The sequence below is a fragment of the Paraburkholderia sp. USG1 genome (assembly GCF_031570135.1).
GTDB classification, from domain to species: domain Bacteria; phylum Pseudomonadota; class Gammaproteobacteria; order Burkholderiales; family Burkholderiaceae; genus Paraburkholderia; species Paraburkholderia dioscoreae.
The window spans coordinates 317,902-331,855 of sequence record NZ_JAMWXW010000004.1; the positions used below are offsets into that span (position 1 = coordinate 317,902).

At 63.0% G+C, this 13,954-nt stretch carries 10 protein-coding genes; 4 read left to right on the forward strand and 6 right to left on the reverse strand.

Annotated elements, in window-relative coordinates:
* Window positions 1-4 precede the first annotated feature (4 nt).
* The 5 genes from NE850_RS07900 to NE850_RS07920 form a co-directional block, all read right to left on the reverse strand.
* Window positions 5-1,918, reverse strand: a complete 1,914-nt coding sequence (locus tag NE850_RS07900) for a (Fe-S)-binding protein (protein ID WP_007177110.1) — start codon at window positions 1,916-1,918, stop codon at window positions 5-7.
* A 2-nt stretch (window positions 1,919-1,920) separates the two neighbouring features.
* A complete protein-coding gene (locus NE850_RS07905) occupies window positions 1,921-3,984 on the reverse strand; it encodes an NADH:flavin oxidoreductase (RefSeq protein ID WP_165188319.1) in 2,064 nt (687 codons plus the stop codon).
* Between the two features lie 73 nt (window positions 3,985-4,057).
* Window positions 4,058-4,594 carry a DUF5943 domain-containing protein gene (locus NE850_RS07910; RefSeq protein ID WP_007177108.1) on the reverse strand — a complete coding sequence of 179 codons (537 nt, stop codon included), beginning with the start codon at window positions 4,592-4,594 and terminating at the stop codon, window positions 4,058-4,060.
* A 51-nt stretch (window positions 4,595-4,645) separates the two neighbouring features.
* Window positions 4,646-5,617, reverse strand: a complete 972-nt coding sequence (locus NE850_RS07915; RefSeq protein WP_007177107.1) for a dipeptidase — start codon at window positions 5,615-5,617, stop codon at window positions 4,646-4,648.
* 18 nt (window positions 5,618-5,635) lie between these two features.
* On the reverse strand, window positions 5,636-6,910 hold the full coding sequence (locus tag NE850_RS07920; RefSeq protein ID WP_310698601.1) for a serine hydroxymethyltransferase: 1,275 nt from the start codon (window positions 6,908-6,910) through the stop codon (window positions 5,636-5,638).
* Between the two features lie 442 nt (window positions 6,911-7,352).
* On the opposite strand from NE850_RS07920, the gene NE850_RS07925 reads away from it, so the two are divergent.
* Complete coding sequence (locus tag NE850_RS07925) at window positions 7,353-8,348, forward strand: GlxA family transcriptional regulator (RefSeq protein WP_165188317.1); 996 nt, start codon at window positions 7,353-7,355, stop codon at window positions 8,346-8,348.
* Between the two features lie 177 nt (window positions 8,349-8,525).
* Here the strand turns inward: NE850_RS07925 and fdhA are convergent, their stop codons facing one another.
* Complete coding sequence (gene fdhA, locus NE850_RS07930; RefSeq protein WP_007177104.1) at window positions 8,526-9,725, reverse strand: formaldehyde dehydrogenase, glutathione-independent; 1,200 nt, start codon at window positions 9,723-9,725, stop codon at window positions 8,526-8,528.
* Between the two features lie 291 nt (window positions 9,726-10,016).
* On the opposite strand from fdhA, the gene betI reads away from it, so the two are divergent.
* From betI to betA, 3 genes are all read left to right on the forward strand, one after another.
* Entirely contained in the window at window positions 10,017-10,604 is a 588-nt protein-coding gene (gene betI / locus NE850_RS07935; RefSeq protein ID WP_165188312.1) for a transcriptional regulator BetI, read from the forward strand.
* Between the two features lie 63 nt (window positions 10,605-10,667).
* Window positions 10,668-12,137, forward strand: coding sequence for a betaine-aldehyde dehydrogenase (gene betB / locus NE850_RS07940; RefSeq protein WP_310698602.1), 1,470 nt, complete (start codon window positions 10,668-10,670; stop codon window positions 12,135-12,137).
* Window positions 12,138-12,149: 12 nt separating this feature from the next.
* Window positions 12,150-13,835, forward strand: coding sequence for a choline dehydrogenase (betA, locus tag NE850_RS07945; protein ID WP_310698603.1), 1,686 nt, complete (start codon window positions 12,150-12,152; stop codon window positions 13,833-13,835).
* Window positions 13,836-13,954 lie beyond the last annotated feature (119 nt).

Genomic DNA, 13,954 nt, shown 5'->3' on the forward strand with positions numbered 1-13,954 from the left:
CGCGTTACTCCAGCGCCGCTGCAACCAGTTCGGCAACGTCCAGGACTTCCGGACGCGGCCCGACCACGCCTTCGAGCATCGCGGTGCAATTCGGGCAGCCCACCGCGACGATCTCCGCGCCGATTGTTTTCGCGTCGTCGATACGAATATCGGGGATTCGCCGCTTGCCCGGAATATCGGTCAAGGGCGCACCGCCGCCACCGCCGCAGCAGCGTCCGCGCATACCGTTGCGCTCCATCTCCACGACCTTGATGCCTATCGTCTTCAGCAAGCGGCGCGGTGCCTCCGTCTCACCGTTATAGCGGCCCAGATAGCACGGGTCGTGATACGTGATCTTGCGATCCGCGAAGGCCGCCACCGCGCGCGGCGTCAGCTTGCCGCTTGCGACCAGTTGCTCGATCAGCGCCGTGTGATGCTGCACCTCGTAGAAACCGCCCAGCGCGCGATATTCGTTGCGCAGGCTATGCAGCACGTGCGGGTCCGCAGTGACGATCTTGCGGAACGAGTACTGCGAAAGCGTGCCGATCAGTTTGTGCGCGAGCTGCTGGAAAGTTGCTTCGTCGCCGAGACGCCGCGCCGTGTCGCCGGTATCGGTTTCCACGCCGCCCAACACCGCATAGTCGATACCCGCGCGATTCAGCACCTTCACAAGCGCGCGCAGTGTGCGCTGATAGCGCATGTCGAACGCGCCTTCGCCGGCGATCAGCAACACGTCCACGGGACGCCCCGGCTGCGCGACCTGTACTTGCAGATCCACCGCCCAGTCGTACCGCGCGCCGATGTCGTAACCGTTCGAGCTGCCCGTCTCGCGCAGATTCGCGAGCGTGATCGGCCCCTTGCCCGGCACGCTGCCCTCAACCAGCGTCTGGTTGCGACGCATATCGACAATCGCGTCCACATGCTCGATCAGCATCGGACACTCCTGCACGCAGGCGCGGCAGGTCGTGCAGGACCACAACGTGTCCGCTTCGATCAGGTTGGAAATCAACGGCTTACGCGGCGCACCGCCATGCTTGCCGACCGGAATGCCCGGTGTGGGACTGCCCGCATATTCGGCGTCGGTGCCGCCCACCATGCCGGTGACCAGATCCTGAATCAGCTTCTTCGGATTGAGCGGCTGGCCGGCTGCGAACGCGGGACAGGCCGCTTCACACTTGCCGCACTGCACGCATGCATCGAAACTGAGCAACTGGTTCCAGCGGAATTCGACCGGCTTGCCGACGCCGTATTCCTTCGCGTCGAGCAACGGCGCTTTCAATGCGGTAGGCGGTACTACGTCGTTGTCGTGGCGTTCGGCAAAGCGCTCCTGGCGCGGATGAAATGCGAGGTGCAGCAAACCCGCCAGCGCATGCTTCATCGGACCGCCGCGCGCCGCGCCGAATGTCATCGCAAACGCGCCCGCCGCGATCAGCAGCGCAACGATGACGGCGAGCGCACCGGACATCGCGGAAGCCGGCAGCGCGACGAAGAGCACGAGACCGAGCGCGAACGACCCGAGCAATAGCGGCAGATGATCCCACGGCCCGCGCGAGAGCCGCGCCGGCACGGCTTTCGCGCCGTGGCGGCGGCGCCAGACGAACACCGCGCCGACCAGCATCACGAGTGCGGCGAGAAAGATCAGCTTGTCGAGCCACGGCGAGTAGATCGCCAGACCGTAGTTGACGAACACCAGCGCCATCGCGAGAATCGCACCGCCCGCGGTCGCCACGTGCGTTTTGGCGATGTACGGATCGCGCGCCACCACATGATGCAGATCGACGAAGTAACGCTTGGGAATCGCCAGCAGATTGGTCCAGCCGTAGGCGCCCGCCGCCGTGGCGCGGCCTTCGCGCCAGTATGCCGCGCGCTTGACGAGCGCGAACGCCAGACCCGCCACCGACAACCACAGCAGGACGGTGATGACAAACACGGGGCTCATCGTCAGAAATCCTTGCAAAGGCGCAGCGCGTCGTAGATCGCGCCGTGAATGTTGTGCATGGAAATGCAGTCGCCGACGCGAAACAGCAGGAAGCGGCCATTGCCGAGTTCTTCGCTCAAAGACGGCTGCGGCTCGGACGCGAACAGCTTATGCACGTCGACCTGACCGCGATTGACCGACTCCGGCTTGAGCTTCCAGTACAACTCGTCGTTCGGCGTGCTGCCGTTTTCGATCACCACCTGATCGACCGCGCGCTCTTCCTGCTCTTCGGTGTACTCGTTGCGGAGCACGGCGATTTTCTTGCCGTCTTCTTCGTAGACCTTGTCGAGCCAGTAGTTCGGCGTATGGATCGCGCCTTGCGCATAGAGCCGGCGGTAGAAAATCGGGAACGTGGTGCCGCCTACGTCGTCGGCCACTTTCACATCCGGCGTCACGATCTCGACATTCGAGCCGCGGCTCGACATGAAATCGGCCACGCCCGCGCCGGCATGCGTGCTGACGCCGTCGTACACCAGCACGTTCTTGCCCGGCTCGACCTTGCCCGACAGGACGTCCCACGAACTCACGGCGAGGCCTTCCTCGACACCCCATGCCGCGACTTGCGACGTGAACGACGATCCGCCCGTGGCGAGCACGACGATGTCCGGCTTCTCGGCCATGATGGTTTTCTCGTCGGCGGCGACACCAAGGCGCCGCTCCACGCCGAGGCGCTTCGTCTCCATGTCGAACCAGCGCACGATGCCCGCCATCTGTTCACGCTGCGGCGCTTTCGCGGCCAGCATGATCTGGCCGCCCACGTAGTCGTTCTTCTCGAACAGCACCACGTCGTGACCGCGCGACTTCGCCACACGCGCCGCTTCTAGCCCCGCCGGGCCTGCGCCGACCACGACCACCTTGCGCTTCGGCCCGCGCGTTCTGGCGATCACATGCGGCATGGTCGCTTCGCGCGAGGTCGCGGCGTTCTGCACGCACAGCACGTCGAGCCCGTTGTACTGGCGGTCGATGCAGTAATTCGCGCCTACGCACTGCTTGATTTCGTCCTCGCGGCCGTCGCGGATCTTGATGACCATATGCGGATCGGCAATCTGCGCGCGCGTCATGCCGACCAGATCGACCATGCCGCTGGCAAGCAGACGCTCGGCCTGGCCCGCGTCGCGAATGCTTTGCGCGTGCATGACCGGCAACTTCACCACCGACTTGATACCGGCCGCGAGATGCACGAACGGCTCGGGCGGCAGCGCCATCGGCGGCATGCAGTTGGCCAGCGTGTTATGTGTGTCCGCACCCGAACCGATCACACCAAGGTAATCGATCAGGCCGGTTTCGCTCATGGCCTGAGCGATCTCTTTCAGTTGTTCGTGATCGAGCCCGTCTTCATGGAACTCGTCGCCGCACATGCGCAAGCCGACGCAGAAGTCCGCGCCCACCGCTTCACGCACGGCCTTCAATACTTCCGTGCCGAAACGCAGACGGTTTTCCAGCGAGCCGCCCCATTCGTCGGTGCGGAAGTTGGTGCGCGGGCTCCAGAACTGGTCGATCAGATGCTGGTGCGCCGCCGAGATTTCGACACCGTCCATGCCCGCATCTTTCACCCGCTTTGCCGCGGCCGCGAAGTCGCTGATGATGCGGCGAATTTCCTCGACCTCGATGATCTTCGCATTGCCGCGATGCACGGGCTCCCGCACGCCGGAAGGCGACATCAGATGTGGCCAATGCTCGCCATGAAACGCCGAGCGGCGTCCCATATGCGTGGCCTGAATCATGATCTTCGCGCCATGCGTGTGCATTGCTTCGGCAAGGCGTGCGAGCGGATCGATGATCTTATCGGTCGCGAGGTTCACCGACTTCCACCAGCCTTGCGGGCTGTCGATCGACACCGGGCTCGAACCGCCGCACACGGCGAGGCCTACGCCACCCTTGGCCTTCTCTTCGTAGTAACGGATATAGCGGTCGCCGGGCAGCCCGCCCGGTTCCGCATAGACCTCCGCGTGCGCGGTGCTGACAATGCGGTTACGCAAGGTCAGCTTGTTCAGCGTGAGAGGCTTGAAAAGGTTCGGGTAACGCATCGCGATCGACCTCGGAATGGATTGCTTGTTGCGCTGTGCCGTGCGCCGTGATGGAAGCCGTTGACAGGTACGCTTACGACGCGAGCGGTGACACTTCGAATACGCAGTGGTCGTGGCCTTCAGCCGCGCATTGCGCTTCTCTCGAATGGGACGGCGGTCCCTTGCGCGAAGCGTCCGGCACGGTATCGTTGACCCAGTCCATCGCGCCCGCGAACCAGCCGGCGAACATGTAGCAAAGCTTGCCCACCTTGCCCGGTTGCGCCAGCACGAACGACGAGTGATGCAGCTCGATGCGCGCGTGCGAGCTCGACGGATCGGCTTCGGTGATCGTGAAGATGCCCCAGCCGCGTTGCGACAGACGCTTCAGGTAGTGCTCGAATACGGCCATGCCGGCAATACCGTGCTGCTTCGCTTCCTTGTCGCACCAGAAATACGCGGACTTGTAGCCGGCCTTGTAAAGAATCTCGGCATATGTATCGAGGCCGAGTGCTTCTTCCACGGCGGTGTGGTTGTTCGTGAAGAAGTGACGCGGCACGTACAGCATCGGCAGCGCGTCGGTGATCCAGACGCCGGTGTTCGCATCGACGTCGATAGGCAGTTGGGGTTGCATGTGGAGGCTCCGTTTTTATCTGTGGGATGGTTTTTTCGTTTCAGGAAGACGTCAAACCTTCCAGACTTCGCCGAACACCCGTACCCAGTTTTCGCCCATGATCTTCTTGATGCGCGTCTCGCTCCAGCCGGCACGTTCCATCGCGGCCGTCAGATTCGGAAACTCGCCGATCGTGCGGATGCCTTCCGGATTCACGACCTTGCCGAAGTTCGTCAACTGGCGATAGCGGCCCTTGTCATGCGTGATCCAGTCGAAGAACTCCGTGCTGTAGCCTTGCGTGAAGTCCGTGCCGATACCGACCTGGTCTTCACCGATCAGATTCACCACGTACTCGATCGCTTCGATATAGTCTTCGACGGTCGCGTCGGGACCGCGCTTGAGGAACGGCGCGAACATCGTCACACCAACGAATCCGCCCGCGTCCGCGATCTCCTTCAGTTGCTCGTCGCTCTTGTTGCGCGGGTGCTCCTTGAGGCCCGACGGGCAGCAATGCGAGTAGCACACGGGCTTGTTCGAAGCCGCAATCGCTTCGGAAGAAGTCTTGCCGCCCACGTGCGAGAGATCGACCATGATGCCGACACGGTTCATCTCCTGGATCACTTCGCGGCCATAGCCCGACAGGCCGCCGTCGCGTTCATAGCAGCCGGTGCCCACCAGGTTCTGCGTGTTGTAGCAAAGCTGCACCACGTTCACGCCGAGATCCTTGAACGCCTCGATATAGCCGAGGTTGTCTTCGAAAGCATGCGCATTCTGGAAGCCGAAAATAATGCCCGTCTTGTTCTCTTTCTTCGCGCGCAAGATATCGTCCGTGGTGCGCACCAGCGTGAGGATCTCGCCGTACTCGCGGATCTGCTGCTTCATCTCGGCAATGTTGTCGACGGTCTTCTGGAAACTCTCCCAGACCGAGACCGTGCAGTTCACGGCGGTGACGCCGCCCTTGCGCATGTCCTCGAACACCGAGCGCTCGAACTTCGAAATGTTCAGACCGTCGATGATGATGCTGTTGTCGTGCAAAGTGCTCATCGTTTGCTCCAGGCGTGCTTAGTAGATGGGAAAGCGTTCGCACAGCGCGAAAATCTCGCGGCGCACGCGTTGTTCTGTGGCGGCGTGGCCTTCCGGGTGGTCGCGCAATGCATCGAGCACCTCGACGATCAGCCGGCCGACTTCGCGGAATTCGCTCACGCCGAAGCCGCGCGTCGTGCCCGCAGGTGTGCCGAGGCGAATGCCGGAGGTGATCGTGGGCTTTTCGGTGTCGAACGGAATGCCATTCTTGTTGCAGGTAATGCCCGCGCGTTCCAGCGCCTGCTCGACCTGATTGCCCTTGAGGCTCTTGGGCCGCAGATCGACCAGCAGCAGATGGTTGTCCGTGCCACCTGTCACCAGATCCACGCCGCCGGCCTTCAGCACCTCGCCGAGCGCTTGCGCATTGGCGAGCACGCTGTCGATATAAGTCTTGAAACCGGGTTGCAGCGCCTCGCCGAACGCGACCGCCTTGCCGGCGATCACATGCATCAGCGGGCCGCCCTGCAAGCCGGGAAATACCGCCGAATTGATCTTCTTCGCGATGTCTTCGTCATTCGTCAGCACAAAGCCGCCGCGCGGGCCGCGCAATGTCTTGTGCGTGGTCGACGTAACCACATGCGCATGCTCGACCGGATTCTGATGGCGCCCCGCCGCGATCACGCCAGCAATATGCGCCATATCCACCATCAGTTTGGCGCCGACGCTGTCGGCAATCGCCCGCAGCCTTGGGAAATCCAGCGCACGCGGATAAGCCGAAAAGCCGGCGATCAGCAGCGCGGGCTTATGCTGTTGCGCGAGTTCCTCGATCTCCTCGTAGTCGATCAGCATCGTGTCGCGATTGACGCCGTATTGCACCGCGTTGAACCATTTGCCCGACATGGCCGGCTTCGCGCCGTGCGTGAGGTGGCCGCCCGCGTCGAGCGACATGCCGAGCACCGTGTCGCCCGGCTTGACCAGCGCGAGCATCACGGCGCCATTCGCCTGCGCGCCGGAATGCGGCTGCACGTTGGCGAACTTCGCGTTGAAGAGCTGCTTGATGCGATCGAGCGCCAGCGTTTCGATCACGTCCGCGTATTCGCAACCGCCGTAGTAACGCTTGCCCGGATAACCTTCCGCATACTTGTTGGTCAACACCGAGCCCTGCGCTTCGAGCACCGCGCGCGACACGATGTTTTCCGACGCGATCAGTTCGACTTGCGACTGCTGGCGCTCGAGCTCTTTCAAAATAGCGCCGCGCACCGCCGCATCGCGCGTGGCCAGCGATTCTTCGAAGAAAGGATTCGGGTTCGACATGGAAGGTCCGTGGAGTCGTTGACGGAAGGCCGGAAGCCGCGCCTGGGCCTCGCTTCGCCCCCGCTGCCGCCGGTCTGCATTGCGTCTATTCTTGACGCTCGACCCGCGCGTCAATTTATGAATTCAGACGCGTTCTTTGCCTTTTCCGCCATGAGCGTCCTTTTTCCACAAGTCGACGCTCGCGGCTCACCACGGATTGCAGAACCAGCGTGCTGCGCCGGCTCGCATGTTGCACTGCACCTGAACGTCGTGCGCAGTTCAGGTGCGTGGACAAATGCCGGTAGCTCCGTTCTGGTGCTGTTTGTTTAGCTATCCGACTGGAACAACACCCAACCAGGGGTTTAGCCTGATGGCACGGTAGTTGCCATAGTCCTCAGAATTAGAGAAGTCGCTGCTCCCCACGGCGACGCGAAATTACAGATTCGAAGGAATCATTCCTCCCATGTCCACCGATCGCACGGCGTCGCTGTCGCATTTCGCATTCATGCCGGTTCCCAACTTCACCATGATTGCGTTCACCAACGCGATCGAAGTCCTGCGCATGGCGAACTATCTGACGGGCCAGACGCTTTACCGCTGGTCGATCGTGAGTCCCGAGGGCGGGCCGGTCATGGCCAGCAACGGCTTGTCGGTGGATACGGGGCCGGTGGAATGCGTCGGTCGGCCGGATATCGTGTTCGTGGTCGGCGGCATCGACGTGCAGCGCGCGACCACCCCCGCGCACCTTTCCGCACTGCGCCGCTTCGCCCGCATGGGCAGCGTGCTCGGCAGCCTGTGCACCGGCACCTATGCACTGGCGCGCGCCGGTTTGCTGGCCGGTTATGCGTGCGCGATTCACTGGGAGAACATGTCGGCGCTCAAGGAAGAGTTTCCCGACACGCGCTTTCTGAAAGAACTGTTCGTGATCGATCGCGATCGTGTTACGTGCACCGGCGGCGTGGCGCCGCTCGACATGATGCTGAACCTGATCACACCGCGCGTCGGCACCGCACGCGTCACGCAGATTGCCGAGCAGTTCATCGTCGAACATGTGCGCGACACCAGCGCGCAACAGAAAATGCCGCTCGTGGCGCGGCTCGGCTCGGCCAACAAGTCGCTCTTCGAAGTGATCGCGCTGATGGAGAACAACATCGAGGAGCCGCTCTCACGCGAAGAACTCGCGCGGCTCGCCGGCATGTCGCAACGGCAATTGCAGCGCCTGTTCCGCGAACATCTGGGTATGACGCCCACGCATTACTATCTGACGCTGCGGTTGCGGCGCGCGCGCGAACTGCTGTTGCAAACCGACATGTCGATCATGCACATCACGATGGCGTGCGGCTTCCAGTCGGCCTGCCACTTCTCCAAGAGCTATCGCGACGCATTCGGCACGGCGCCGACGCGCGAACGACGCAAGCAGGCGCCGTCGCTGGCTGCGGTGCCGGTGCTGGCGGCTTGATTGCCGGTTGACCGACATCCCCGCTCGCCTTTGCTGTCCAGTTGCAGAAACGCACTGAACGCAACCTGCTCAACGCTTTTTGCCGGACCACACCTTACCGTTTCCGGCTATCCATATTCCGCATGACAGCGCGGTGCGAGACCGCGCATGCAGTCCCGCGTACGTCTCATATCGCCATCAAGCCGCTTTCAGCAGCCCGTGCGGGTCGATCACGAACTTCTTCGGCGCACCGCCATCGAACTGGCGGTAACCATCAGGCGCCTGATCGAGCGACACCACCGTCACGTTGACGATATCCGCGATCGGCAAGCGGTCCCACAAGATTGCCTGCATCAGGTTCTGGTTGTACTTCATCACCGGCGTCTGTCCGGTATGGAACGAGTGCGACTTGGCCCAACCCAGACCGAAACGGATGCTCAGGCTGCCTTTGCGCGCGGCGGCATCGGCGGCGCCGGGGTCGTCCGTCACGTAAAGGCCCGGAATGCCGATCGCGCCCGCGGCACGCGTGATCTCCATCAGCGAATTGAGCACGGTGGCCGGCGCCTCCTCGTGCGAACCGCTGCTGCCGTGGCCATGTGCTTCGAAGCCGACACAGTCCACCGCGCAATCCACTTCCGGCTTGCCGAGAATCTGTTCGATCTGCTCGCCGAGCGTAGCGTCCTTCGACAGATCCACGGTCTGGAAACCCATCTTGCGCGCGTGCGCGAGACGCTCCTCGTTCATATCGCCGACGATCGTGCAAGCCGCGCCCAGCAGGCGCGCCGACGCGGCGGCCGCCATGCCCACTGGCCCCGCGCCCGCGATATATACGGTCGCGCCCGGCTTCACGCCGGCCATTACCGCGCCGTGATAGCCGGTCGGCAGAATGTCCGAGAGGCACGTGAGATCGCGGATTTTCGACAGCGCCTGCGCGCGGTCGGGGAACTTCAGCAGATTGAAGTCGGCGTACGGCACCATCACGTACTCAGCCTGACCGCCGATCCAGCCGCCCATGTCCACGTAGCCATAAGCGCCGCCGGCACGCGACGGATTCACGTTCAGGCACACGCCGGTATGCTGCGCCTTGCAGGTCGGGCAGCGCCCGCAGGCCACGTTGAACGGCACCGAGACGAGATCGCCGATCTTCAGCGTTTCGACGTCGCGACCTATCTCGATCACCTCGCCGGTAATTTCATGGCCGAGCACGAGCCCGACCTCGGCGGTCGTGCGGCCACGCACCATGTGCTGATCGGAGCCGCAAATATTGGTGCTCACCACTTTCAGGATCACGCCATGACCGATCGAACGGCCACGCGGATCGACCATCTTCGGATAGTCGATCGACTGCACTTCCACCTTGCCCTGCCCTAGATACACGACGCCGCGATTGCTGCTCATTTGTCTGTCTCCATGTCTTGTGAGCGGCGCGCCCAACTCGCCGAGTTGCCTGCAGCACGCCGTTCAACGAGCGTAGCGCCCGCTGAATGAAGCGCATGGTCCGAACGCGACATGAGTTTGGCCGGAACCGACACGTGAGGTGCAACGTGTGTTCGAGGCGCGGCAATCCGGTTTTTATTGATTGACCGTTCAATATAAAAAACCTACTATGGCCACTCGAATCCACCCGGGCGGATTGTTTTCGTCTTGCGCAGGCCGCCCGACTCTCATGCCAGCAACCGCGCCAGCACCATGCCAAAACTCGGAATGCGCGAAATCCGCCGCGCGCAACTGATCGACGCCACGCTTCTCACGATCGACCAGACCGGTCTCGCGGGGACCACGCTGGCTTCGGTCGCGCAGCGCGCGAGCATTTCCACCGGCATCGTCAGCCACTATTTCGGCGACAAGGACGGTTTGCTCGAAGCCACCATGCGTCACATGCTGCGCGATCTGTGGCAGGCCACCTCGCGCCGGCGCCGGGCGGCCAGAGCGGACCCGCGTTCGAAATTGCGCGCGGTGGTCGCCGCGAATTTCGACGCCGGGCAGATCAGCGGCCCGGCCATGAAAACCTGGCTCGCGTTCTGGTCCGAGAGCATGCACAAGCCGCAATTGCGGCGGCTGCAACATGTCAACACGCGCCGGCTGTATTCGAACCTGTGCGCGGATTTTTCCAAAGCCATGCCGCGTGCGGCAGCGCGCCGCGCGGCAAGCGGCCTCGCGGCGCTGATCGACGGACTGTGGTTGCGCGGTGCGCTGTCGGGCGAACCGTTCAACGCCAAAGCGGCGCTGCGCACGGCCAACGACTATATCGATCTGGTCCTCGCATCGCGCGAGTAAGGCCCCAGGCACGATCAGGCACGACACAGGCAGAACGCCGGCATCTTCAGAAAGGAGCAGATCATGGCGGTATTCGCAACACAACGCCTCTACATCGGCGGCGCGTACGTCGACGCAACCAGCGGCGAAACCTTCGATACGCTCGACCCCGCCACCGGCGAGACGCTCGGGAGCGTGCAGCAGGCTTCGGCGGCGGACGTCGATCGCGCAGTGCAATCTGCGCGGGAAGGCCAATACGAATGGGCCGCGCTCACGGCCATGCAGCGTTCGCGCGTTCTGCGCCGCGCGGTCGAGATTCTGCGCGAGCGCAACGACGAACTCGCCGCGCTCGAAACTCGCGACACCGGCAAGCCGATTGCGGAAACGCTCGCGGTGGATATCGTCACCGGCGCGGACGTGATCGAGTATTACGCGGGACTCGCCACTGCCATTGAAGGGCAACAGATTCCATTGCGGCCCACGTCGTTCGTTTATACGCGGCGTGAGCCGCTTGGCGTGTGCGCGGGCATCGGCGCATGGAACTATCCGATCCAGATCGCCTGCTGGAAGTCGGCTCCCGCGCTCGCGGCCGGCAACGCGATGATCTTCAAGCCGAGCGAAATCACACCGTTGTCGGCGTTGAAGCTCGCCGAAATCTATACCGAAGCCGGCGTTCCCGCAGGCGTGTTCAATGTCGTGCAAGGCGACGGACGTGTCGGCGCGATGCTGGCCGCGCATCCGGACATCGAGAAAATTTCGTTTACCGGCGGCGTGGAAACGGGCAAGAAGGTGATGTCGCTGGCGGGCGCCTCGTCGCTGAAAGAAGTGACGATGGAGCTCGGCGGCAAGTCCCCCCTCCTCGTATTCGACGACGCCAACCTCGAACGCGCCGCCGACATTGCGATGAGCGCCAACTTCTTCAGTTCCGGCCAGGTTTGCACCAACGGCACGCGCGTGTTCGTGCAACGTAGCGTGCTGGAACGCTTCGAGACGCTGGTGCTGGAACGCGTCAAGCGCATTCGCGTGGGCGCGCCTACCCATGCCGATACCAACTTCGGTCCACTGGTGAGTGCCGCGCAATTGCAGAAAGTGCTGGGATACATCGAAAGCGGCAAGCAGGAAGGCGCGCGACTCATAGCGGGCGGCAAGCGCCTCACCGAAGGTCACTTCGGCAACGGCCAGTACGTCGAGCCGACCGTATTCACCGGCTGCCATGACGACATGCGCATCGTGCGCGAGGAGATCTTCGGCCCGCTCATGAGCATTCTCGTGTTCGACGACGAAGACGAAACCATCGCGCGCGCGAACCGCACCGCTTATGGGCTCGCCGCGGGCGTCGTGACCGAGAACCTGGCGCGCGCGCATCGTGTGATTCATCGTCTGGAAGCGGGCATCTGCTGGATCAACACGTGGGGCGAGTCGCCCGCGGAAATGCCGGTGGGCGGCTACAAGCAATCGGGCGTGGGCCGTGAAAACGGCCTCACCACGCTCGAGCATTACACCCGCATCAAGTCCGTGCAGGTCGAACTCGGCCCGTATCAACCGGTGTTCTAAGGAGGCAGGGCGATGGCTGCGAACGAATACGACTACATCATCGTGGGCGCAGGTTCGGCGGGCAATGTGCTCGCCTCGCGCCTCACCGAAGACGCGGACGTGACCGTGCTGCTGCTCGAAGCGGGCGGCCCCGACTACCGTTTCGACTTCCGCACGCAGATGCCGGCCGCGCTCGCCTATCCGCTGCAAGGACGCCGCTACAACTGGGCGTACGAAACGGACCCCGAGCCGCATATGAACAACCGGCGCATGGAGTGCGGGCGCGGCAAGGGGCTCGGTGGCTCGTCGCTGATCAACGGCATGTGCTATATCCGCGGCAATGCGCTCGATTACGACGGCTGGGCCGCGCACGCGGGCCTGGAAAACTGGACCTATCTGGATTGCCTGCCGTATTTCCGCAAGGCCGAGACGCGCGACGTGGGCGCGAACGCGTACCACGGCGGCGACGGTCCGGTGCACGTCACCACGAGCAAGCCCGGCAACAACCCGCTCTTTGCCGCGATGGTCGAAGCCGGTGCGCAGGCGGGCTTTCCGCGCACCGACGATCTGAACGGCTATCAGCAGGAAGGCTTCGGCCCGATGGATCGCACGGTCACGGCGAACGGCCGGCGCGCCAGCACGGCGCGCGGCTATCTGGATCGCGCGAAGGCGCGGCCCAATCTGACCATCGTCACGCATGCCGTGACGGATCGCGTGCTGTTCTCCGGCAAGCGCGCGGTCGGCGTTGCGTATCTGCATCATGGCAATGCGCTGAATGCGCAGGCACGCCGCGAGGTGATGGTGTGCAGCGGCGCGATTGCTTCGCCGCAATTGCTGCAGCGCTCGGGCGTGGGCCGTTCCACGTGGCTGCGCGAACTGGACGTTCCGCTCGTTCACGATCTGCCGGGTGTGGGCGAGAACCTGCAAGACCATCTGGAGATGTATATCCAGTACGAGTGCAAGGAGCCGGTTTCGCTTTATCCGGCTTTACAGTGGTGGAATCAGCCGGCCATTGGACTCGAATGGATGCTGAACGGAACCGGCATCGGCGCGAGCAACCAGTTTGAAGCAGGCGGCTTTATCCGCACGCGCGACGAGGATCTGTGGCCGAACATCCAGTATCACTTCCTGCCGGTCGCGATCAATTACAACGGTTCGAACGCGATCAGGATGCACGGCTTCCAGGCGCACGTCGGTTCGATGCGCTCGCCGAGCCGTGGCCGCGTGAAGCTCACCTCACGCGATCCGAACGCGCATCCGGGCATCCTGTTCAACTATATGGCTGATCCGCTCGACTGGCGCGAGTTCCGCGACGGCATTCGCATCACGCGCGAAATCATGCGGCAACCGGCGCTCGACCGTTATCGCGGCCGCGAACTGAATCCCGGCGCCGATCTGACTACCGACGAACAACTCGACAGCTTCGTGCGCATGCGGGCGGAGACAGCGTTTCATCCGTCCTGTTCCTGCAAGATGGGCTACGACGACATGGCCGTGGTCGACAACGAAGGCCGCGTGCACGGCATGCAAGGACTGCGTGTGGTGGATGCTTCGATCATGCCGCGCATCACCACCGGCAATCTGAACGCGCCGACCATCATGCTGGCGGAGAAGATAGCCGACCGCATTCGCGGACGCGAGGCGCTGGCGCGGGTGGATACGCCCTATTTCGTGGCGAATGGCATGGCATCGCGCAAACGGGAGAGCGCGACGGTGTGACGCTGGTCCTTGTGCACAAGATTTTCTTTACCCTCGCGCAACTTATCCTCGATTGTCAGCGCTGCGCAAAAGCCGGATAGTGCGGGCTCATTCGTAGACACACAATCAAGGAACCGCGA

Bases quoted from the DNA above. Each gene is read 5' to 3' on its own strand.
- betB (WP_310698602.1), top strand. From the start codon at position 10,668: ATGGCGGTATTCGCAACACAACGCCTCTACATCGGCGGCGCGTACGTC.
- NE850_RS07925 (WP_165188317.1), top strand. From the start codon at position 7,353: ATGTCCACCGATCGCACGGCGTCGCTGTCGCATTTCGCATTCATGCCG.
- NE850_RS07900 (WP_007177110.1), bottom strand. From the start codon at position 1,918: ATGAGCCCCGTGTTTGTCATCACCGTCCTGCTGTGGTTGTCGGTGGCG.
- NE850_RS07910 (WP_007177108.1), bottom strand. From the start codon at position 4,594: ATGCAACCCCAACTGCCTATCGACGTCGATGCGAACACCGGCGTCTGG.
- NE850_RS07920 (WP_310698601.1), bottom strand. From the start codon at position 6,910: ATGTCGAACCCGAATCCTTTCTTCGAAGAATCGCTGGCCACGCGCGAT.
- fdhA (WP_007177104.1), bottom strand. From the start codon at position 9,725: ATGAGCAGCAATCGCGGCGTCGTGTATCTAGGGCAGGGCAAGGTGGAA.
- NE850_RS07915 (WP_007177107.1), bottom strand. From the start codon at position 5,617: ATGAGCACTTTGCACGACAACAGCATCATCATCGACGGTCTGAACATT.
- NE850_RS07905 (WP_165188319.1), bottom strand. From the start codon at position 3,984: ATGCGTTACCCGAACCTTTTCAAGCCTCTCACGCTGAACAAGCTGACC.
- betA (WP_310698603.1), top strand. From the start codon at position 12,150: ATGGCTGCGAACGAATACGACTACATCATCGTGGGCGCAGGTTCGGCG.
- betI (WP_165188312.1), top strand. From the start codon at position 10,017: ATGCCAAAACTCGGAATGCGCGAAATCCGCCGCGCGCAACTGATCGAC.